Source organism: Microbacterium sp. 2FI, assembly GCF_005502885.1.
Lineage (GTDB): Bacteria > Actinomycetota > Actinomycetes > Actinomycetales > Microbacteriaceae > Microbacterium.
On sequence record NZ_SCMR01000001.1, the window covers coordinates 134,140 to 156,274 of the forward strand.

Annotated in this window: 17 protein-coding genes; 11 read left to right on the top strand and 6 right to left on the bottom strand. The window is 70.8% G+C overall.

Annotation, left to right across the window (positions count from 1 at the left end; all coding sequences use genetic code 11):
- Complete coding sequence (gene ccsB / locus FFS15_RS00625) at positions 1 to 1,095, top strand: c-type cytochrome biogenesis protein CcsB (protein ID WP_137843072.1); 1,095 nt, start codon at positions 1 to 3, stop codon at positions 1,093 to 1,095.
- Between the two features lie 138 nt (positions 1,096 to 1,233).
- Here ccsB and FFS15_RS00630 read toward each other — a convergent pair whose 3' ends face one another.
- Positions 1,234 to 3,192 (bottom strand): YhgE/Pip family protein, encoded by a 1,959-nt coding sequence (locus tag FFS15_RS00630; protein WP_137843073.1) that lies wholly within the window; start codon positions 3,190 to 3,192, stop codon positions 1,234 to 1,236.
- On the bottom strand, positions 3,189 to 6,083 hold the full coding sequence (locus tag FFS15_RS00635; protein WP_137843074.1) for an MMPL family transporter: 2,895 nt from the start codon (positions 6,081 to 6,083) through the stop codon (positions 3,189 to 3,191). The genes FFS15_RS00630 and FFS15_RS00635 overlap by 4 nt, the downstream gene beginning before the upstream one ends.
- 133 nt (positions 6,084 to 6,216) lie before the next feature.
- On the opposite strand from FFS15_RS00635, the gene FFS15_RS00640 reads away from it, so the two are divergent.
- Positions 6,217 to 6,858, top strand: coding sequence for a TetR/AcrR family transcriptional regulator (locus FFS15_RS00640; RefSeq protein ID WP_137843075.1), 642 nt, complete (start codon positions 6,217 to 6,219; stop codon positions 6,856 to 6,858).
- A gap of 3 nt (positions 6,859 to 6,861) precedes the next feature.
- On the opposite strand, the gene FFS15_RS00645 is transcribed toward FFS15_RS00640, so the two are convergent.
- Positions 6,862 to 7,863 (bottom strand): o-succinylbenzoate synthase, encoded by a 1,002-nt coding sequence (locus tag FFS15_RS00645; protein ID WP_171013027.1) that lies wholly within the window; start codon positions 7,861 to 7,863, stop codon positions 6,862 to 6,864.
- A gap of 204 nt (positions 7,864 to 8,067) precedes the next feature.
- Here FFS15_RS00645 and FFS15_RS00650 point away from each other — a divergent pair, with 204 nt between their 5' ends.
- The 4 genes from FFS15_RS00650 to metH all read left to right on the top strand — a co-directional run bounded on the left by FFS15_RS00650 (position 8,068) and on the right by metH (position 13,973).
- Positions 8,068 to 8,403 carry a PadR family transcriptional regulator gene (locus FFS15_RS00650; protein WP_137843076.1) on the top strand — a complete coding sequence of 112 codons (336 nt, stop codon included), beginning with the start codon at positions 8,068 to 8,070 and terminating at the stop codon, positions 8,401 to 8,403.
- Position 8,404: 1 nt separating this feature from the next.
- Positions 8,405 to 9,370, top strand: a complete 966-nt coding sequence (locus FFS15_RS00655) for a permease prefix domain 1-containing protein (RefSeq protein WP_137843077.1) — start codon at positions 8,405 to 8,407, stop codon at positions 9,368 to 9,370.
- Between the two features lie 79 nt (positions 9,371 to 9,449).
- A complete protein-coding gene (locus tag FFS15_RS00660; RefSeq protein ID WP_137843078.1) occupies positions 9,450 to 10,244 on the top strand; it encodes an LLM class F420-dependent oxidoreductase in 795 nt (264 codons plus the stop codon).
- A gap of 66 nt (positions 10,245 to 10,310) precedes the next feature.
- The gene (gene metH / locus FFS15_RS00665) at positions 10,311 to 13,973 is read left to right on the top strand and encodes a methionine synthase (RefSeq protein ID WP_137843079.1); all 3,663 of its coding nucleotides are present in this window, start codon (positions 10,311 to 10,313) and stop codon (positions 13,971 to 13,973) included.
- Positions 13,974 to 14,012: 39 nt separating this feature from the next.
- Here the strand turns inward: metH and FFS15_RS00670 are convergent, their stop codons facing one another.
- Together FFS15_RS00670 and FFS15_RS00675 are read right to left on the bottom strand one after the other, a co-directional pair.
- A complete protein-coding gene (locus FFS15_RS00670; RefSeq protein WP_137843080.1) occupies positions 14,013 to 16,949 on the bottom strand; it encodes an ATP-binding cassette domain-containing protein in 2,937 nt (978 codons plus the stop codon).
- 5 nt (positions 16,950 to 16,954) lie between these two features.
- Entirely contained in the window at positions 16,955 to 17,512 is a 558-nt protein-coding gene (locus tag FFS15_RS00675) for a hypothetical protein (protein WP_137843081.1), read from the bottom strand.
- Positions 17,513 to 17,588: 76 nt separating this feature from the next.
- Here FFS15_RS00675 and FFS15_RS00680 point away from each other — a divergent pair, with 76 nt between their 5' ends.
- The 4 genes from FFS15_RS00680 (at position 17,589) to FFS15_RS00695 (ending at position 21,281) form a co-directional block, all read left to right on the top strand.
- A complete protein-coding gene (locus FFS15_RS00680) occupies positions 17,589 to 18,497 on the top strand; it encodes a 1,4-dihydroxy-2-naphthoyl-CoA synthase (RefSeq protein ID WP_137843082.1) in 909 nt (302 codons plus the stop codon).
- 22 nt (positions 18,498 to 18,519) lie between these two features.
- Positions 18,520 to 19,674: an AMP-binding protein gene (locus tag FFS15_RS00685; RefSeq protein ID WP_137843083.1), complete on the top strand. Its 1,155-nt coding sequence runs from the start codon at positions 18,520 to 18,522 to the stop codon at positions 19,672 to 19,674.
- 73 nt (positions 19,675 to 19,747) lie between these two features.
- A complete protein-coding gene (locus FFS15_RS00690) occupies positions 19,748 to 20,746 on the top strand; it encodes a 1,4-dihydroxy-2-naphthoate polyprenyltransferase (RefSeq protein WP_137843084.1) in 999 nt (332 codons plus the stop codon).
- Between the two features lie 25 nt (positions 20,747 to 20,771).
- Positions 20,772 to 21,281: a DUF4260 domain-containing protein gene (locus FFS15_RS00695; RefSeq protein WP_249353606.1), complete on the top strand. Its 510-nt coding sequence runs from the start codon at positions 20,772 to 20,774 to the stop codon at positions 21,279 to 21,281.
- Here FFS15_RS00695 and FFS15_RS00700 read toward each other — a convergent pair whose 3' ends face one another.
- The gene (locus tag FFS15_RS00700) at positions 21,282 to 21,575 is read right to left on the bottom strand and encodes a DUF4229 domain-containing protein (protein ID WP_137843085.1); all 294 of its coding nucleotides are present in this window, start codon (positions 21,573 to 21,575) and stop codon (positions 21,282 to 21,284) included. It abuts the gene before it with no gap.
- Positions 21,576 to 21,667: 92 nt separating this feature from the next.
- Between FFS15_RS00700 and FFS15_RS00705 the strand changes: the two genes are divergently transcribed.
- Entirely contained in the window at positions 21,668 to 22,135 is a 468-nt protein-coding gene (locus FFS15_RS00705) for a PLD nuclease N-terminal domain-containing protein (RefSeq protein WP_137843086.1), read from the top strand.

Consider the following 22,135-nt stretch of genomic DNA (forward strand, 5'->3'; position numbering starts at 1 on the left):
ATGCCCGACTCTGCCCTGCTCACGCTCGATTCGGTCTCGGTGCTCATGGTGTGGACGGCGATCGCCGTCTATGCCCTCGCCTTCATCGCCTATGCGATCGACCTCGCCCGCCGATCGGCGCTCGCCGTCGATGCGCAGGACGCGAAGGGGCGCGAACGCGAACTCGTCGTCGCGGGCGCGCGCTCACAGGCTGCGGGCGGGGGAGCGGATGCCGCACCCGGCGCCTCGGCGATGGACATTCTCCGCGCCGAGGAGCGGGTCGCCGATGCTGCGCTGAACGCGTCGCCCGCACGCCGATCGCGGCACATCTGGGCCCGCATCGGCACCTCGCTCACGGTGCTCGGCTTCCTCTTCCACGTCGGCGCCGACGTCACGCGCGGCATCGCCGCAGGGCGCGTGCCGTGGTCGAACATGTACGAGTTCGCACTCACCGGCACGATGCTCATCATCGCGGTGTACCTCATCGTGCTGCTGCGCTACGACCTGCGGTTCCTCGGGACGTTCATCACCGGCCTCGTGGTGGTGCTCCTGGGCGGAGTGATGCTCGGCGGGCTCTACGTCGAGATCGTGCCGCTGATGGATCCGTTGAAGTCCGTGTGGCTCGTGATCCACGTCTTCGTCGCCTCGCTCGCGACCGCGCTCTTCGCGATCGCCTTCGGGCTCTCGGTCGTGCAGTTGATGCAAGGGCGCCGCGAGCACAAGGTGGCTGCCGCCGCGGCATCCGACTCCGTCGTCTCGACCCCGGTGAAGACGGGCCCAGGGTTCCTGCGTACCCTCCCGAGTTCGGAGGCCCTCGAGTCGCTCGCGTACCGCTTCGCGATCCTCGGGTTCATCTTCTGGACCTTCACGCTGATCGCAGGATCCATCTGGGCGAACGACGCGTGGGGCCGATACTGGGGCTTCGACACGAAGGAAGTCTGGACGTTCGTGATCTGGGTGCTCTACGCCGGATACATCCACGCGCGGGCCACGCGCGGCTGGCGCGGATCCCGCTCGGCGTGGCTGTCGATCATCGGCTTCACCGCGGTGCTGTTCAACTTCACCATCGTGAACATGTTCTTCAAGGGCCTGCACGCGTACTCCGGCCTCAGCTGACCGGTATTCGGCAGACGCCCTTGACGGCGCTCCTGGACGGGTCTACCTTGTGCCCCGAATCCCCATGACGACGACTGCCGTCGTGTCGCACCCCCCACGTACGGTGCGGCACGGCGGCTTTGTCGTTGCGAACGGCGTCTAGGCCGGCGCGGGAGCCGCCTTCAGCAGCGCGCGTGCCGATGTCGTGCGCCGCCGCGCCACGGCGAGGACCGTCGCCACGAAGGCGAGGACCGTCCAGACCACGAGGCCGGCGAAGGCCGCGCCGACGCCCGCGGTCGAGGTGAGGGCGGCGACCATGCCGTTGTACGCGGGCGCCGTCGGCATGAGGGCCGCGAGCCCCGACAGGGCGCCCGGCACGGTCGAGACGACCCCGGTGGCCACGGCGAGCACGCCGATGAGCGCGGCGATCCAGCGACCCGCGCCGCCGAAGACGGCGACGAGCGCCTGGTTCACTGCAGCGAAGGCGATGCCGGCCGCGACGCATACCGCGGCGAACACCGACCAGTCCGCCCAGTCATACGACGCGGCGAGCTGGACGACGCCGGCGACGAGCACGCCTTGGGCGGCACCGAGCACGGCGGCCGGCGCGAAGCCTCGCAGCGCGAGAGCCGCGGACGTCTCACGCGCCGACAGTGCGCGGCGCGACACCGCCTGCAGTGCCACGAAGGTGCCGAGTCCGCCGAACCACAGTGCGAGCATCGCCAGCAGCGGGATGGCCGATGCCCCGAAGAGCGACGTCCCGACGCCCTCGGCGGCGACGGGATCGGCCACGACCTCGGCGAGACTCGTCGCCTCGGCCTCGGTGTAGGTGGGGATCGCGGTGGATGCCTCATCGAGCCCGTCGGCGAGGGTGGACGTGCCCTCGGCGAGCTCAGCGACGCCGTCGGCGAGCGACGACGCACCCGAGCCCGCCTGGTCGATGCCGCCCGCGAGCTGGGACGCGCCCGACGAGAGGGCACCCGCGCCCGTCGCGCTCTGGTCGATGCCGCCGGCGAGCTGGGTCAGTCCGCCGCCGAGCGCGGCGACGCTGGTGCCGATCGTGCGGAACTGCCCGGCGAGTTCGGCCGTGGCAGCGGTGTCGAACGCCTCGAGGGCGGTGACGGTGCCGGCTGCGGCCTGCGCGGTGCCCGACGCCGCGCCGTCGGCTGTCGCCGCTGCCTTGGCAAGGGTCTCGCAATAGGTCGCGTCCGCGCCGCTGGCCACGCACTGCTGAGCGAGCGCAAGCACGCCGGCTGTGGCCTGTGCCGTGCCGGCGGCGGCATCCTTCGTCGTCGTCGCGACGCCTGACACCTGCGCGGGCACGAGGCCCTCGGCCTCGAGGGTCGCCGCGCCGCCGTTGACGCCGGCGGCCAGCTGCGAGGCGCCGGCTGCCGCTTCCCGCGTCTTTTCGGCGATCGTGCCGAGCCCCGACTGCAGCTCTCCGGCCCCGGATGCGAGGCCGGTCGCACCGCTCGAGATCTGCGGGAACCCGTCCGAGAGGGCCGCGGCGCCGTCAGCCGCCTGCGTCGCGCCGTCCGCGAGCTGGGTCGCGCCCGTCGCCGCCTCTCCGAGCTGGTCGCCGAGGGTCGTGAAGCCGAGGAACACGTTCTCGAGGTACACCGTCGAGAGCTGGTCGCCCATGATGGATGCCGCGGTCGAGGTCACCTGGGCGGTGATCGCGTCGTCGACGATGAGGCTGTCGGGGGGAGTCTGCACCTCGATGGTCGCCTGCTCCGGCGTCGCACCGGGCAACGTCGAGGTCGCCGCCGCCGAGAAGTTCTCCGGGATCGTGACGACCGCGGCGTATGTTCCGTCGGCGAGCCCGGCGGCCGCGTCGTCGGCGTTGGAGATCGTCCAGGTGAGGTTGCTCGCCTGGTCGTCGGCGCCCTCGACGAGGCCCGCGGTGAGCTGGCGCCCGAGGGGGACGAGCTGGTCGTCGATCGTGACGGGCTCGTCCTCATTCACGATGGCGGCCGTGAGGCCGTCCAGTCGCTCCACCGGGTTGTACAGGGCCGCCACGAGGATGCCGCCGATGACGACGGGCAGCAGCAGCACGCCGATGAGGGTGAGCCAGGTGACGGGGCGGCGGGAGCGCGAGCGCTCGATGGGGAGTGTCATGAGAGCACCTCTGCGGTGGTGGTCGGTGCGGCCTGGCTCGTTGCCGCGCGCAGCGCGAGCGACGCCACCTGGGGGCGGTGCGCGTCGGCGAGCAGGGCGAGGGCGGGGCCGTCGGTCTTGGTGGTGGCGACGACGGTGAGCTGTGGAACTCGGTCGTCATCGCGAGCGCGCAGGGCGGCGTCGGCGTCGCGCAGCAGCGCCGCAGCCTGGTCGCGTCCGGCGCGATCGAGGGTGTCCAGGCCGTCGATCACGACAAGCTTCGTGCGCCCGTTGAGCGCGCGCCTGAGCTCCCGCACCGGCTCGTCGCTGTCGGCGAGGAGGGCGAGGCCCACATGGGCGCGAACCCACGCGCCGCGACCGGGAAGAAGGTGTCCGGCGACGCGCAGCAGTCCGTCGGACGGCTGGAGGCGCCCGGCGACGGCGAGCGCGAACGCGCGCGCGGCGCGCGGGTCGCCGCTCACGAGCAGCGTGCCTCCCCGCTCGACGCGGAAGCTCGCATCATCGAAGAGTGCCACGTCGCCGGTGGTGCGGCCGGTGTCGGCGTGCACCGAGACGCGCTCGCCGACGACGTCGGCGGTCGTGTCGGGCTCGGGCCAGTCGGCGAGGGCGATTTCGCGCTCGACGGCTTCGCCCTCGATGTCGAAGTGGGGAAGCGCCCGCTCGAGCCAGCGCGGCATCCACCAGGCCTTCGCGCCGAGCAGCGCCATCACCGCGGGAACCAGCGTCATCCGCACGAGGAAGGCGTCGACCGCGATGCCGACGGCGAGGCCCAGGGCGATCGGCTTGATCGAGGCATCGCCCTCGGGAACGAACGCGGCGAACACGGCGAACATGATCACGGCGGCGGCCGTGACGACGCGCGCCGAGGCGGTGAACCCCGAGCGCACGGCGCCGACGGCGAGGTCGCGGTCGGTGCGGGTCGCATGTCCGACAGTTGCTCGGCGAGCGTGCACGTAGTCCTCGCGCATGCGGCTGACGAGGAACACCTGGTAGTCCATCGCGAGGCCGAACAGCACACCCATGAGGATGATCGGCATGAAGCTGATGACCGGACCCGTGCGCGTGACGTGCAGGAGGTCGGCGAGCCAGCCCCACTCGAACACCGCGGCGACCACGCCGAACGACGCGGCGACCGACAGCAGATAGCCGAGTGCGGCCGTGATCGGCACCCAGATCGAGCGGAACACGATCATGAGCAGGATGAGCGACAGGCCCACGACGAAGATCCCGAAGGGCACGAGGGCGGCGCCGAGGCGGTCGGAGATGTCGATGCCGACTGCAGTGAAGCCGGTGACCTTGAGGTCGACGCCGTACTCGTCCAGCAGTTCCGGCGCGAGCGCGCGCAGTTCGCGGACAAGATCGGCGGTCGCCGGGTCGTCGGGTGCGGTCTCGGGCACGATCTGGATGAGGCCCGTGTCGGCCGTCTCGTTGGGCGTCGCGAGGGCGATCTCCTTGACGCCCGGAACCTGCTCGATCTCGTCGGCGAGGTCGGCCATGAGCCCCAGCGGATCGGTCGAGGTCACGATCGTGCCGGTCATGATGAGGGGGCCGTTCGAGCCTGGTCCGAAATTCTCGGCGGTCAAGTCGTACGCCTGCCGCGCCTGGCTCGTCTCAGGCTGAACGCCGGCGTTCGGGAGGGCGAGCGTGAGGCTCGCAGCCGGGATCGCCATGACGCCGAGGGTGAGGACGACCACGATCGTCGTGACCCACGGGTGCCGCGTGACGAGCATGACCCAGCGGTTCTGCTTCTTGCCGGCGGGGGTCGTCGGGACCGGTTCCGGTGCCTCTGCGTCCTCCTCGGTCGCGGTCGCCTGGGCGGTCGCGCGGCGACGGCCGAGCGGCATCCCTCGCCTCTTCTTGCCGTGGCCCCACCCGACGACGCGGCCCTTCGCGAAGCCGAGGAGCGCGGGAGTGAGCGTGACGGCGACGACGACGGCGATCGCGACGGCGACGGCCGCGGCGATGCCCATCGTGGTGAGGAACGGGATGCCGGCGAAGCCGAGGCCGACGAGGGCGATGAGCACCGTGACACCGGCGAAGACGACGGCCGAGCCCGCGGTGCCGGTGGCGCGCGCGGCCGACTCCTCCGGCTCCATGCCGACACGCACCTGGTCCTGATGTCGTGCCGCGATGAAGAGGGCGTAGTCGATGCCGACGGCGAGTCCCAGCATGATCGCGAGCATGGGTGTCGTCGACGAGACCGAGACGAACGCCGTCGCGATGAAGATGAGCGCGATCGCCAGGCCCACGCCGATGAGGGCGGAGATGAGCGGGAACCACGAGACGGCGAACGAGCGGAACGTGACGATCAGCACGAACAGCGCGATCAGCACGCCGACGGCCTCGATGAGCGACAGAGCGGGAACCGAGGTCGAGAAGAGGTCGCCGCCCATCGCGACCTGCGAGCCCGCGGGAAGCGACTCGCGCAGGTCGTCGGCGACGCCCTCGAGCTGGGTCAGGGTCTCGTCTGAGACGTCGGTCGCCTGTCCGTCGAACTGCAGGCGGACGATGGCGGCGGACTCGTCGTCCGACACGAGGCCCGTGACCATCTCGTTGAACGGGTCGGTGACGGCGATGACGCCGTCGAGGTCTTCGAGCTCGGCGACGGTGTCGTCGATGCCGGTCGCATACGGGTCTGCCGTGACGGTGTCGCCGTCTGCGGCGACGATGACCAGCTGAGCGCTGGTGCCGCTGGCCTGCGGGAAGCTGCGGTCGAGAAGCTCGATGCCCTCCTGCGCCTCTGTGCCGGGGATCGAGAACGAGTTGTCGGTGCCGCCGAGGTTCGGGATCGCGAAGCCGAGGGCGACGACCAGCAGCAGCAGCCAGCCGACCAGTACCCGCCACGGGTGGCGGTAAGACCAGCGCCCCAGGGCATAGAGAAGGGTGGACACAGCGCCTCCGGGTTCACGGGTGACAGGACATGTCGATACAGCGCTGTATCGGATACATGAGTGTATCGTAAGGCGGGTTGCCCGCTCGAAACTGAGTAGTACGTGTGAGACTGAGCGCAAGAGGAGAGTGCCCATGACAGACGCCGCCGTCACATCGCCCCGTCGCGAGGCCACGCGCCAGAAGCTGCTGGATGCCGCGGCCCTCGTCTTCGCCGAAGTGGGGCTGGACGCGGCATCCGTCGAGGCGATCTGCGAACGCGCCGGATTCACGCGTGGCGCTTTCTATTCGAACTTCGAGACCAAAGACGAGCTGTTCCTCGAACTCGCCGGCAACGTCGCGCGCGAGCGCGTCGAGGCCGTCCGAACGCGGGTCGTCGACCTCGAGCGCGACGGCGCGTTCGCCGGGGGGCCCGCGAACGCGTTCGAGATCGTGCAGGGCGTGCTCGACATCTCAGCCGACGATCGCCTCGGCGTGCTGCTCATGAGCGAGATCCGCATCCACGCGCTGCGGACGCCGTCGCTCGCGTCGGCCTATCTCGCGCAAGAGGACGAGATGCTGCAGTCGGTCGCGCACATCATCGACGACATCGCGCGGGCGAACGTCATGACGTTCCGACTGGCCGCCGTCGACGCGGCCCGCCTCATGCTCACGGTCTGGGAGGGCGCTTCCGTGCGCGCGGTGATGGCGGGGCTCGACTACGAGCAGATGTGCCTGCGCACCAACGAAGAGCTCGCCCGGGTCGCGCAGCTGATCATCGTGCCTTCCGCGGGCTGACGTTCAGAGGCGCCGAGAAAGCTCGTCCCAGCAGCGGCCGAGCCTCGCGAGCCACCAGTCGCGACGCTCTGCGGAGGCCGCGTGCTCGTCGAGCAGCGCGGCATCGGGGATCACACGACCGACCGGAAGCATGCCGCCGTGCGGTGCGAGCGGCGGTGAGACGACGTCGGCGGTGAACAGCGCCGCCGTGCCGAGACCGCAGTCGTAGTCGAGATCGGGGAGCGCCGCCGCGAGCGCCGCCCCCATCGCGAGCCCGACCGAGGTGTCGAGCGCGCTCGAGACGACGACCGGCAGCCCGGCCTCGGCGACGATCGCGAGCGCGCGGCGCACGCCACCGAGTGGCTGGGCCTTGATCACGAGCAGATCGGCGGCGCCCGCGCGAGCGACCGCGAGAGGGTCGGCGGCCTTGCGCACGCTCTCGTCGGCGGCGATCGGGATGCCCATGTACTTCACGCGGCGGCGGAGTTCGGCGAGTTCGTCGACGCTCGCGCACGGCTGCTCGGCGTACTCGAGGTCGAACTCGGCCAGTGCGTGGATCGCGTGCTCGGCCTCGTCGACGTTCCAGGCGCCGTTCGCATCGACGCGGATGCGGCCTTCGGCGCCCATCGCCTCGCGGACGGCCCGCACGCGCGCGACGTCGTCGGACAGGCGCTGACCGGGCTCGGCGACCTTGACCTTCGCGGTGCGGCAGCCGTCGAAGCGGGCAAGGATCCCGGCGACGGATGCGGCGGGCACGGCGGGCACCGTGGCGTTGACCGCGATCGCGTCTCGGCGGGCTGCGGGCTGCGGCATCCATCCGAAGTCGATCGCCGCCGCGAGCCAGGTCGCGGCCTCGGCGTCGTCGTACTCGACGAAGGGGGAGAACTCGGTCCAGCCCTCGGGGCCTTCGAAGAGCAGTGCCTCGCGCACCTCGACTCCGCGGAAGCGGGCCGCGAGCGGCAGCGCGACCACACGGGCGGTGGCAAGGATCTCGTCGAGCGGGGGCAGCGTCGCCTCAGTGGTCACAAGCCCATCCTGCCGTCTTCCCTCTCTTCCCGTGCCTGCCGGGCCGAAAACCTGCCCGGTCCCGTCGACACGCCGACGACGGATGCCGCAACCCGGCGTGTCGTGTCACGGAGCAGGTTTTCGGCACCCGGGTACTCGGGGGATGCCGAATCAATATCAATGTGTCATTGACGATAGTGTGTGCCACACAGTACAGTGTGAGCCATGAGCGAATCCGAGATCCTCGACACGCACCTGCAGGAGCTGCGGCGCGGCACGGTGGTGCTGGCGTGCCTCCGCCTGCTCGTGCAGCCGGGCTACGGCTACGGCCTGCTCGAAGAGCTCGAGGTGCGCGGCTTCGCGACCGATGCGAACACGCTGTATCCGCTGCTGCGGCGGCTCGAGAAGCAGGGGCACCTCACGAGCGAGTGGAACACCGACGAGGCGCGGCCTCGCAAGTTCTACCGCACGAGCGACGCGGGCACGCGCCTGGCCGCCGCCCTCACCGACGACTTCCGTGCGATCGCCGCTGCGATCGCGACCCTTCCCCAGGAGGACTGACATGACCAGCACGACATTCACCGACCGCTACGTGGACGCCGCGATGCGGACCGTCCCTGAGAGCCAGCGTGCCGACCTCGCGGCCGAGCTGCGCGCCTCGATCGATGATCAGATCGACGCGCGCGTGGACAACGGCGAGTCGCGGGACGCGGCCGAACGTGCCGTGCTCACCGATCTCGGCGACCCCGACAAGCTCGCGGCCGGCTACACGGACCGGCCGCTGCACCTGATCGGTCCGAAGTACTACCTCGACTGGTGGCGCCTGCTGAAACTGCTGCTGTGGATCGTGCTCCCCGCCGCCGCCTTCGGCGTCGCGCTCGCTCAGACCCTCGAGGGCGAGAGCTTCGGCGCGATCATGGGCACGCTCTGGGTGACGCTCCTCAGCGTCGGGGTGCACCTGTGCTTCTGGACGACCCTCGTCTTCGTCATCGTCGAACGCAGCGGGGCCGCGCGAGCGGAGTTCGGCACCTGGAGCGTGGACAGCCTCCCCGAGCCGCGGCCGCGCGGCGTCGGCTTCGGCGACATGATCGCCTCGCTCGTCTTCCTCGCCATCGCGGCGGGTGCGATCATCTGGGACCTCACGATCGGCTTCGTGCCCTCCTTCGTCACCGACGCCGGCGCTCCCCTGCCGTTCCTGAACCCGGGCCTGTGGCCGTGGTGGATCGCCGGACTCTTCGTCCTGATGGCGTTCGAGGCGACTCTCGCCGTCGTGGTCTACCTGGTCGGCCGGTGGACGCCTGCGCTCGCCGTGTTCAACACCCTGCTCGCCCTCGCGTTCGCCGTGCCCGCCCTCTTCCTCCTCGCGCAGGGACAGCTGCTGAACCCGGAGTTCTTCCCGGCGGTGATCGGCGACGAGGGCGCCGAGGTCGCCGCGATCGTGAACGTCGTCTTCGGGTTCGGGATCGCCGGGATCGCGCTGTGGGACATCATCGATGTGATCATCAAGACGGTGCGCGACCGGCGGTGATGTCGGCGCGCGCGACGGATGCCGCACGCAGTTCGGCTCGTACGCGCCCATCGCTGCGCAGCGCTCGTAGGCTGACACCATGCTTCTCGACACCCCGGTGCGCCTCGGCGTGCAGCTGCAGCCCCAGCACGTCACCTACCCGCAGATCCGCGAGGCCGTCGCCCGGCTCGAAGACCTCGGCGTCGACATCCTCTTCAACTGGGATCACTTCTACCCGCTCTCGGGCGACCCCGACGGACTGCACTTCGAGTCGTGGACGATGCTCGGCGCGTGGGCCGAGCAGACCGAGCGGGTCGAGTTCGGCGCACTGGTCAACTGCAACAGCTACCGCAACCCCGACCTGCAGGCCGACATGGCCCGCACGATCGACCACATGTCGGCGCGGGGCGGCGAGGGCCGGTTCATCTTCGGCACCGGATCGGGCTGGTTCGAGCGCGACTACGACGAGTACGGGTACGAATTCGGCACCGCAGGGTCCCGCCTCGACGACCTCGCCGACGGCCTTGCTCGCATCGAGGCGCGTTGGTCGGCGCTCAACCCGGCACCGACGCGCCGCATCCCGGTGATGATCGGCGGCAAGGGCGAGCAGAAGACGCTGCGGCTCGTCGCCCGTCACGCCGACATCTGGCACAGCTTCGTGCGCCCCGAGGAAGTCGCGCACAAGGTCGAGGTCATCGAGCGGTGGGCCGAGAAGGAGGGCCGCGACACCGGCGGACTCGTCATCTCGAACGAGCTGCAGCGCCGGGGCGAAGACGTCGCCGATGCCCTCTACGCCGCCGGCACGCGAGTGTTCACGCTGGGCTTCCCGGGTCCCGATTACGACTACGACCTCGTGCGATCGTGGCTGCGCTGGCGCGACGCCAAGAACGCCTGAGCTTCCGCAGCGACGGCGGCGTCATGGGGCGGCTCGGGGGCGGCGCCGGCGAATAGAATCGCCCAGGTGAGCACGCCCACCGCAGCACCCCGTTTCGACCTCGACATCGACGGGGTCGCGCGACCGGCGCGGGCCGAGGCCCTGCTCGAGGCGCTCCGCACGCGCGTCGTCATCGCCGACGGTGCGATGGGAACGATGCTGCAGCGTCACGACCCGACGCTCGAGGACTATCAGCAGCTCGAGGGCTGCAACGAGATCCTCAACGTCAGTCGCCCCGACATGATCGGCGACATCCACGACGAGTACCTCGCCGTCGGCATCGACGCCGTTGAGACCAACACCTTCGGCGCGAACTGGTCGAACCTCGGCGACTACGGCATCGAGCACCGCATCGCCGAACTCGCCGAGGCGGGGGCCCGCATCGCGCGCGAGCGGGTCGAGGCGGCCGAGGAGCGCGACGGCCGCATGCGCTGGGTGCTGGGGTCGATGGGGCCGGGCACGAAGCTGCCGAGCCTCGGGCACACCACCTACGACAACCTCAAGCAGACCTTCGCCGAGCAGGCTGAGGGCCTCATCGACGGCGGCGCCGATGCGTTCCTCGTCGAGACCTCGCAGGACCTGCTGCAGACCAAGGCCGCCGTCAACGGCTGCAAGCAGGCGATCGTTCGTCGCGGCATCCGCCTTCCCATCTTCGTCGAGGTGACCGTCGAGACCACGGGCACCATGCTGATGGGAAGCGAGATCGGCGCGGCGCTCACCGCGCTCGAGCCGCTCGGCGTCGACGCGATCGGCCTGAACTGCGCGACCGGGCCGATGGAGATGAGCGAGCATCTGCGCCACCTCTCGAAGCACTCGCCGGTGCCGGTGGCCTGCATGCCCAACGCCGGGCTGCCGGTGCTCACCGCCGACGGTGCCCACTACCCGCTCAACCCTGCGGAGCTCGCCACCGCTCACGAGCAGTTCGTGCGCGAGTTCGGCCTGAGCCTCGTGGGCGGATGCTGCGGCACCACGCCCGAGCACATGGCCGCCGTCGTCGAGCGCCTGCGTCCGGCAGCCGGCGAGACGCCGGTCGCTGAGCGAGCCGCAGGCGAGACGAAGCGCACCGCACCGATCGCCGACCCCGGCGTCGCGAGCCTGTACCAGCACGTGCCGTTCGACCAGGACGCCTCCTACCTCGCGATCGGCGAGCGCACGAACGCGAACGGGTCGAAGGCGTTCCGCGAGGCGATGCTCGACGAGCGCTGGGACGACTGCGTCGAGATCGCCCGCAACCAGATCCGCGTCGGCGCGCACCTCCTCGACGTGTGCGTGGACTACGTCGGCCGAGACGGCGTCGCCGACATCCGCGAGGTCGTCTCGCGCTTCGCGAGCGCGTCGACCCTCCCGCTGGTGATCGACTCGACCGAGCCGGCGGTCATCCAAGCAGGGCTCGAGCTCATCGGCGGACGCCCGGTGGTCAACTCGGTCAACTACGAGGACGGGGATGCCGCAGCCAGCCGCTTCGGGCGCATCATGCCTCTGGTGAAGGAGCACGGCACCGCCGTCATCGCGCTCACGATCGACGAGCAGGGGCAGGCGCGCACCGCCGACGACAAGGTGCGCATCGCGTCGCGGCTCGTCGACTCACTCGTGGGGGAGTGGGGCATGAAGGTGCCCGACATCATCGTCGACTGCCTCACCTTCCCGATCGCCACCGGCCAGGAGGAGACCCGCCGCGACGCGATCGAGACGATTGAGGCGATCCGGCAGATCTCGGCGAAGTATCCCGGCATCCAGACCACCCTCGGTGTCTCGAATGTGTCGTTCGGTCTCAATCCGGCCGCCCGCAGCGTCTTGAACTCGGTCTTCCTGCACGAGGCGGCAGAAGCCGGCCTCACCTCGGGCATCATCGACGCCGCCAAGATCGTGCCGCTGGCCTCGGTGCCGGATGATCGCCGAAGAGTCGCGCTCGATCTCGTGTGGGATCGCCGCGAGTACGACGCCGACGGCACGCTGGTCTACGACCCGCTCTCGGCGATGCTCGACCTGTTCGACGGCGTCGACAGTGCGGCGCTCAAGGACCAGCGGGCTGCCGAGCTCGCCGCGCTGCCCGTGAACGAGCGCCTCGAGCGCCGCATCATCGACGGCGAGGCGAAGGGGCTCGAGGCCGACCTCGACCTCGCGCGCGCGGGTGGCCTCACGGCGCTCCAGATCATCAACGACCACCTCCTCGAGGGCATGAAGGTCGTGGGCGAGCGGTTCGGCTCGGGCGAGATGCAGCTGCCGTTCGTGCTGCAGTCCGCCGAGGTGATGAAGACCGCGGTCGCCCTCCTCGAGCCGCACATGGAGCGGGCGGACGCCTCGGGCAAGGGGCGGATCGTGCTGGCGACCGTCCGCGGCGACGTGCACGACATCGGCAAGAACCTCGTCGACATCATCCTCACCAACAACGGCTACGACGTCATCAACCTCGGCATCAAGCAGCCGATCGCCGACATCATCGCCGCGGCAGAAGAGCACGACGCCGACGTCATCGGGCTGTCGGGGCTGTTGGTGAAGTCGACAGTCGTGATGAAGGAGAACCTCGACGAGCTGCAGTCGCGGGGGCTCGCCAAGCGCTGGCCGGTGATCCTCGGCGGCGCCGCCCTCACCCGTGCCTACGTCGAAGACGACCTCGCGAGCCGGTTCGACGGCGAGGTGCGCTACGCACGCGATGCGTTCGAGGGGCTGACGCTCATGGAGCCGCTCGTGAAGATCGCGCGCGGTGCCGCCCCCGACTCGGTCGGCCTCCCGGCGCTCAAGAAGCGCATCCACCGCGCGGGGTCTCAGCTCACCCTGACCGAGCCCGAGGCCATGCCGGCGCGCTCGGATGCGGCATCCGACAATCTCGTGCCCACCCCGCCGTTCTGGGGGACGCGCATCGTCCGCGGCATCGCGCTCGCCGACTACGCGGCCTTCCTCGACGAACGTGCGACCTTCATGGGTCAGTGGGGGCTCAAGCCCGGCCGCGGCGAGGACGGCCTCTCGTACGAGCAGCTCGTCGAGCAGGAGGGCCGCCCGCGGTTGCGGTACTGGCTCGATCGGATCCTCGGCGAGGGGATGCTGGATGCCTCCGTCGCCTACGGGTACTTCCCGGTCGTCTCGGACGGTGACGACGTCGTCGTGCTCCACCACGGCGACGACCCGACGGGCGCGCTCGGGGTGGCGGGACTCCTGGCGCCCGACGGCGGTTCGGGCGAACCCGTCGGCACCGATCGGCTGCGCTTCCACTTCCCTCGTCAGCGCCGCGACCGGCACCTCTGCCTCGCCGACTTCGTGCGCTCGCGCGCGTCGGGGCACGTCGATGTGATGCCGGTGCAGCTGGTGACAGCCGGTGCACACATCGACTCGGTGACCGCGAAGCTCTTCGCTGAGGACCGCTACCGCGACTACTACGAGCTCAACGGCCTGGTCATGCAGCTGACCGAGTCGCTCGCGGAGTTCTGGCACGCCCGCATCCGCTCCGAGCTGGGATTCGCAGACGAAGACCCCGCCGACGTCGCCGGTCTCTTCAAGCTCGAGTACCGCGGTGCCCGCTTCTCGCTCGGCTACCCGGCGTGCCCCGACATGGAAGACCGCCGCAAGGTCGTCGAGCTGCTGCGCCCCGAGCGCATGGGAGTCGAGCTCAGCGAGGAGCTGCAGCTGCACCCCGAGCAGTCGACCGACGCGTTCGTCTTCCACCACCCCGAGGCGAAGTACTTCTCGGTCTGAGGCCTGCGCGGCAGCGACGAGACGACGCAGATCGTCGTCTCAGCGAGTGGCGACAGCAGACTGCGTCGTCTCAGCGGCTGACGACCTGTGCTGCGGGACGACGGGCTTCGCGCGGCGGAGCGCCGCGAGGATCGCGCGCCCGACCAGCGCCAGGCCGATGACGGTCGTGATCGCGCGGAGGGTGTCCCACGTCGCGGTCGAGGTCACGAGGGAGTACAGCAGGAAGCTCGCGACGTTCTGCCCCGCGGGGGCGCCCGCGACGTATGAGATGCCGGTGCCGCCGCCGACCGCGAACGGCCAGAACCACAGGTTCATGATGAGCCCGAACGCGTACGACGCGAGCACGCCGTAGACCGACAGCATCACGATCTCGGCCCGGAGTCCGACACGGCGGGGCAGCAGCCCCGCCCCGGCGCCGACCCAGGCGCACGCGAACATCTGGAACGGCGTCCACGGGCCGAAGGTGCCCGTCACGAGCGTCGACAGTGCGATCGTCAGCATCCCGAGAAGCAGACCGAAGCGCGCGCCGAACGACCGCCCCGCGAGGATCAGCAGGATGAAGACGGCTTCGAGCCCGCCGACCCCGGTGCTCGCGATCCGCACCGCGGCGCCGATCGCGGCGAGCGTGCCGAGCAGGGCGAGCATGTGCGCCGAACGTACGGTGCCGTCGAGGCTCGCGACCACGACGAGGACGGCGAGTGGTGCGAGTGCGAGCGCGGCGATCGGCACCGCATCGTGCGCCTGTTCCGGCACCGCGGACGCGACGAGAGGCCAGCAGAACGCGGCGAGCGCGATGAGGTTCGCCGCGAGAAGTGCGAGCACCGGTCCGTACCCGCGCCGATCGGCGGTGTGCAGGGAGACGAGTCGGCCCCCGGCGGAGGTTCGCAACTCCGGATGGATGCGGGAGCCGCCGGCTCCGACCAGCGGTTTCCGCGCGGGAGGGTGCCGCGTATCCGGAGTTGTGAACACACGAGACCGCTGCCCTCGGGCAGCGGAGACGCCTGCCCGCTGCCCGAGCGGATTCGATGCGTCCGCGCCGAGCACGCCGTCGCGCATCGCGAGTGCCCGGTCGGCGAGACCTGCGATCTCGGGCTCGTGCGAGGCGACGAGCACGGCCGTGCCGTCGGCGGCGAGCGACTGGAGCGCCGCGATCACCAGGGCTCGCGCGTCGGGATCGAGGCCGCGCGTCGGCTCGTCGACGAGGAGCACGGCGGGCGAGCCCGCGAGCTGGATCGCGAGGGCGAGGCAGCGGCGTTCGCCGACCGACAGATCGAGGGGATGCCGCATCCATCGCGCGACGAGCTCGGGTCCGTCGGGTGCGAAGCCGAGAAAGCGCGCGAACCGGTCAGCGGTCGTGGCATCGTCTCCGCCGCCGAGCGCCTTGCGTGCACGCCGGTCGGCTCGCAGGCACTCCGCGGCGACGGTGTCGAACACGAAGAGGTCGTCCGAGGCATCCGGGACCAGTGCCACGCGCCCCGCGGCCTCGACCCTGGTGTCGCGCCCGGGCAGGGCGAGGGTGACGAGCAGGCTCGACTTGCCCGCACCGTTGGGTCCGACGAGAGCGACGAACTCGCCGGCCGCAACGGAGAGGCTGGCATCGGTCACCGCGATGTGCCCGCGATGGCTCACGGTCACTTCCGCTGCCGACAATGCGATATCTCCGACCGCCGGGGGCCGTCGTGCCGCGTCGACGGTGGGCGGCGACTCCCCGACCCTGTCAACCTCGCTGGCTCGGCCGTCGTCGATCCCCACCTCACCGCCGACGATCCGCAGCCGCACATCTGCGCGCGCCGCGAGCTGCTCGACGCGGTGCTCGGCGACCACGACGCACATCCCCGCCTCGTGCGCGAGTGCATCGAGCAGACAGGTGACCTGCGCGCGGGCGTCGGCGTCGAGGTCGGCGAGGGGCTCGTCCACGAGCAGCAGGATCGGATGCTCCACGATCGCGGCGGCGATCGCGACCCGCGTCGCCTCGCCCGCCGAGAGTCCACGCGTCGGACGGTCGAGCAGGCCCGCAACGCCGACCCGATCGGCGACCTCGGCCACGCGCGCCGCAACGATCACCGCGGCAACGCCGCGCAGTTCCAGCGTGAGCCCGATCTCGTCGCGAACGCGCTCCGCGGTGAAGGCCTCGCGCGGATGCTGCAGCACCACGCCCACGCGCAGCGCGAGGTCGCGCGGCGGCACGGCCGCGCGATCGTGGCCGGCGATGCGGAGCGTGCCGCGCTGCCAGCCGCCGTCGACGTGGGTATGCAGACCCGCGAGGGCGCGCAGCACGGTCGACTTTCCCGAACCGGTCGGGCCCGACAGCACGGCGAGCGTCCCGTGGCCGAGGGTGAGCGAGGGAAGACGGATGCCGCCGTGCGGCGTCCGCGACGACGAGCCGCTCGCGCCTGCCGAACCTGCACCGAAGCCGACCTCGACGTCCGTCGCTTCGACCGGCCGCAGGCAGTCCCCGTCGAGCGGGCGGCCGGCGAACCCCCGCAGTTCGAGGGCGGAAGCGACCCGGCCGGCCCGTTCGAGCGTGCGCTGCAGCAGCGGTGCGAGCAGGCGAACCCCGCCGCGCTCACCGCGCAGGCGCTGGGCGCGACGCACGGCGTGCGCGGCCTCGGCGAGCGAGGGCAGCGTCGCCCACGCGATCGCCAGGGCACGCGCGATGCCGCGCAGCGGCCCGCGACGCGACGCACGGGCGAACACCCGGTGCAGATCGATCAGCGCGCTCAGGAGGCCGAACGCGAGGATGGTCGCGGCGATCGGGATCGCGCTGGAAGCGGCATCCCAGAGCCCGTCGATCGTCACCGGACCCAGCAGCACGACGTGCGCGAACGGCGCCGGCAGCCGGAACTCCGGGAAGGGCAGCAGCACCGCGCCCGAGCCCTCGGCACCGTGGAAGAGGACGCGGTAGACGACCCGGACCACCACGAAACCGGCCGCGAGGACCGCGGCGGCGCGAAGGGGCCCGGGCCGGAACGTCATGGTCTCTACGGGGTGAGTGCCGCGGGGGCCGCGGGCTCGCCGTTCAGGGTGAACAGCAGCGCGACCGCGTCACCGGGCTCGAGTTGGAGCGTCGACAGGCCCTCCTGCGCGTAATCCCACTCGGCGCCTTCGGGCTGCACCCACAGCCCCCAGTAGGCGAATGCGGGGGCCATCGACTCGCAGGTCTCGAAGTACTCCGAGCCGTCGTCGGCGGTGATCGCGACGTCTTCGGCGGGCACGCCGTTCACACGGCACACGACCTGGTCGCCGTACTCGACGGTTCCCTCGGTCACGACGCCCGCGAGCTCGACGACCTCGGCCGCGCCGATGGTGTCGTCGGCGAACACGCACCACGTCGTGGCATCCGTGCCGAGCGCGCTCGGATCGACGACGAACGTCACGCCTTCGTCGCCGTCGCACGCGCTCACCGACGCCGCGACGTTCTCGGGAGTGTCGGACGACGGCGTGGTCTCGACCTCCCCCGCGGTCGAACAGGCGGCGAGCGAGAGCAGCAGAGCCGTCGAGGCGGCGGCGAGCGAGAGGGCGCGAAGAGCAGAAGTCACCGCTCCAGGCTAGGGCCCGCGACCTCCGAGCCCCGCCCAGATGACGCTCGTGGTCTCACAGCCGTAGTCTGGCGGAGTGAGTGTTTCCGACCTGTTCGACGAAGACGAGTGGATGCCGGCGCCCGGCGCCCCCGAGGGCGGCTACACCGACATCACGGCGCATGTGTCGAAGGACGCCCGCATCGCGCGGATCGCGTTCGACCGGCCCGAGGTGCGAAACGCCTTCCGCCCGCACACCGTCGACGAGTTGTACCGCGCGCTCGACATCGCGCGGCAGGACCCGCGCATCGGCGTCGTGCTCCTCACCGGCAACGGCCCCAGTCCGAAAGACGGCGGCTGGGCCTTCTGCTCGGGCGGCGATCAGCGCATCCGCGGCCGCGACGGCTACAAGTACAGCGACGACGAAGCTGCGGTGCACGACCCCGCTCGTGCCGGCCGCCTCCACATCCTCGAAGTGCAGCGCCTCATCCGCTTCATGCCGAAGGTCGTCATCGCCGTGATCCCCGGATGGGCGGCCGGCGGTGGACATTCGCTGCACGTCGTGTGCGACCTGTCGATCGCGAGCGCCGAGCACGGCCGCTTCAAGCAGACGGATGCCGATGTGGGCTCGTTCGACGCCGGCTACGGCTCGGCCTACTTCGCACGGCAGATCGGCCAGAAGTTCGCGCGCGAGGTGTTCTTCCTCGCCGAGGAGTACTCGGCCGGCCGTGCCTACGAGATGGGTGCGGTGAACCGGGTCGTGCCGCACGCCGACCTCGAGCGTGAGGCCGTCGCGATGGCCCGCACGATACTCACGAAGTCGCCGACGGCCATCCGCATGCTGAAATTCGCCTTCAACGCCGTCGACGACGGTCTCGTCGGCCAGCAGGTGTTCGCGGGCGAGGCCACGCGCCTCGCCTACGGCACCGACGAGGCCGTCGAAGGGCGCGACTCGTTCCTCGGCAAGCGCGACCCCGACTGGTCGCCGTACCCCTGGCACTACTGATGCGCCTCGGAGCGCCTCGGCGATGAGGCTCGAGCCCGTCATCGGCGACGACCCGCGCGACATCCTGCGCGGGCTTCGCAGCGCGCTGCACGGTGCCGGTCCCGCGCTGGGCCTCGGGCTCGTGAGTGCGCTCCCCGGTGACGTGAGACCCGGCACCGCTGTGGTCGTGACGACGTCGGGCTCCACCGGCATCCCCAAGAGCGTCGTCCTCAGCCGCGACGCGCTCACCGCGAGCGCGCTCGCGACCGCCGAGCGCATCGGCGAGGGCGCGTGGCTGCTCGCGCTCCCGGCGAGCTACGTCGCCGGCATGCAGGTGTTCGTGCGCGCCATCGTCTCCGGCCGCGAACCCGCGGTGATGAGCGGCACCTTCACGCCGCAGGCGTTCGCGGCTGCGGCGCTCATGATGGTCTCGACCGAGCACGGGGAGCGCATCCCGACATTCACCTCGCTCGTCCCCGCGCAGCTGACGAGGCTGCTGGATGCCGGTGAGCACGACTCGACCGTGCTCACGGCGCTGCGCTCGTTCGAGACGATCCTCGTGGGCGGCCAGGCGCTGCCGCCGGTGACGCTCGAGCGCGCCGAGACTGCGGGCGTGCGGGTCGTCCGCACTTACGGCTCGACCGAGACGAGCGGCGGCTGCGTCTACGACGGCCGGCCGCTGCGTGGTGTTTCGGTGCGCGTGTCCGACGGCGAGGTCCATATCGCCGGACCGACCCTGGCCGAGGGCTACCTCGGCGACCCCGAGGCGACGGATGCCGCCTTCCGGCGTGAAGCGGACGGAACGCGCTGGTACCGCACCGGTGACGCCGGGCTGATCGACGACGGGATTCTGCGCGTGCGCGGTCGCATCGACAACGTCATCGTCTCGGGCGGGATCAACGTGTCGCTCGACCGCGTCGAGCGCATCGTTCGTGGGGTGCCGGGGCTCGCGGCCGCGGTCGTCGTCGGCGTTCCGGATACGCGGTGGGGCGAGGCTTCGGTCGTCGTCGCCACGCGCGGCGAGGCGTTGCGGCGGAGCGAATCGGTGCAGCTCGAAGAGGCGCGGGCGGCGGTCGAGGTCGAGATCGGCGCGCACGCGCGTCCTTCGCGGCTCGTGCTCGTCGACGAGCTGGCGACCCTGCCGTCGGGCAAGCCCGATCGCGAGGCGATCCGCCGCGTGATCACCGCGCTGCACTGAGGAACCCGCGCGAGCGCCCGCGTTGTGGACAGTTCGGTGCCGCGCATCGCGTGACCCTCTATGCTTTCCCCTCGTGGCAGGAACCTCCAGCAAGAAGCGCAAGAGCACGGGTCCGAAGAAGCAGCCCGCGCGCGGCAACCCGCAGAAGCGCACCGAGTCGCGCGACCCTCGCAAGGTCGAGCCCGCGACCGCGCGCGACTGGATCGGCGCCGCGCGGCTGCGCACCCTTCCGCTCGCGGTGACGCCGATCCTCATCGGCACCGGCGCTGCGATGCTCGTGATCGATCAGTTCCACTGGGTCATCGCGCTGTTCTGCCTCATCGTCTCGGCGTCGCTGCAGATCGGCGTGAACTACGCCAACGACTACAGCGACGGCATCCGCGGCACCGACGACCACCGCGTCGGACCCGCCCGTCTCACCGCCTCGCGCAAGGCGAAGCCTCGTACGGTCCTCATCGTCGCCCTGGTCTTCTTCGCGATCGCCGCGCTCGCGGGTCTCGCGCTCACGATCCGCACGCAGCAGTGGTGGTTCCTCGCCGTCGGCGCGGTCTGCATCGCCGCGGCGTGGCTCTACACCGGAGGCAAGCGCCCCTACGGCTACTACGGTCTCGGCGAGGTCGTCGTCTTCATCTTCTTCGGTCTCGTCGCCACCCTCGGCACGACCTGGGTGCAGACGGCCGCAGAACCTGCGGGGCCCTCGCTGCCGCAGGAGGCCTGGTTCGGCGCCGTCGGCGCGGGACTCCTCGCGTGCGCGGTGCTGCTCGCGAACAACCTGCGCGACATCGACCAGGACCGCGCTGCCGGCAAGCGCACGCTCACCGTGCTCGTCGGCCGCACGGCGACGCGCTGGATCTTCTCGATCTTCGTGCTCGCGCCGTTCGGCATCGCGATCGTCCTCGCCCTGTTCTACCCGATCGCGTGGCTGACGCTCCTCGCGCTCCTCGCGGCGCTGCCGGCGATCCTGATCGTCTGGACCTACCGCGACCCGAAGGAGCTCGTCGTGGCTCTGGGACTCACGTCCCTCACCTCGATCGCGTTCGGCGCTTTCCTGCTGTGGGCGTTCATCGGCTGATCACGCCGTCGCTACGCTGAACGGTGTGGATGCCGATGCCGTGTCCCGCCGCGAGGCGGATGAGCCCTTGATCTCCGCCGAAGCCCTGGCTGCGGCCGAAGCCGACGAGATCGTCGCCGACGAGGCCGTGCACCCGGGGACGGATGTCACCGGCCCCGTCGTGATCGAGCGCATCGAGGGCGGGGCGATCGCCATCGCGGCGCTGGTCGCCTCGATCGTGCTCTTTCCGCAGTGGTGGTGGATTCCGTTCGCGGCGTTCCTCGTGTTCGATCTGTCGATGCTCGGCTACCTGCGATCCACACGCGCCGGTGCCATCGGCTACAACCTCGTCCACAACTACACCGGCCCCGCGATCGTCGGCGCCGCGGCGATCATCGCGCTGTGGGGCATCGCGCCACTGGCATGGTGGGGCGGGATGCTGGCGCTGTGCTGGGCCTTCCACGTCGGCGTGGACCGCGCCCTCGGCTACGGGCTGAAGCTCCCCGACGCGTTCGAGCACACCCATCTCGGCTGGATCGGCCGCTCGCGCCGCTGATCAGTCGCGGGGCTGATCGGATGCCGGGGGAGCGGCGTCCGCCGCGGCATCCTCTGCCTCTTCGTCGCTCACCGTCTTCGCGGCGGTGGCGCGCCGAGCTGCGAGCCCGCTGGTCATGTCGTCGAGGGGACGGCGCAGGAACAGCACCGACAGGCTCAGGCCGATGAGCGCGGCGAAGATCGCGGCGAGCCAGTAGTACTCGCGCATGATCGGCAGCAGCATCAGCAGGCCGAAGGGAACGAGGAACGCCAGCAGCCGCAGCACCGTGTAGACAAGGGCCGAGCGCGCTTTCACCCGTCCATCCTAAGTCGGCGGCGGTGCGATCTCCGGCGACGGTTCGGTCACGAGCGGGGCCAGGGCGGACGAGGGCCACCTAGGATGGGAAGATGCCTCGGGTGCTGCTGATACTGGCCCTGGTGGCGACCGCATTCTGGGTCTTCACCATCGTGGACTGTGCTGTCCAGCCGCCCACACGGCACCGTGGGGTGAGCAAGCCGGTGTGGATCCTCATCGTGGTCCTGGTCCCGGTGCTCGGCGGCCTCATGTGGCTCGCGCTCGGCCGCACCCGGCGATCGACGGTCGCCACGCGCCGCGCTCCCGACGACGATCCCGAGTTCCTCGGAAAGCTCGGCGTCGTCAGTGACCAGGACGAGCGCATCCGCCGCCTCGAGGAAGAGCTCGCCCAGCTCGACGCCGAGGACGACGATCCGAAGTGGACGCAGCTCGGCGTGGATGCCGCGCCTCCCGCAGCAGAACCGCCTGCGACCCCCAACGCCGGCGGAGCAGCCGAGCCGCCGGCGCGACCGGCGGACGGCGACGACGACACCCGCGGTCAGCGCGGCGCCGTCGGCTGA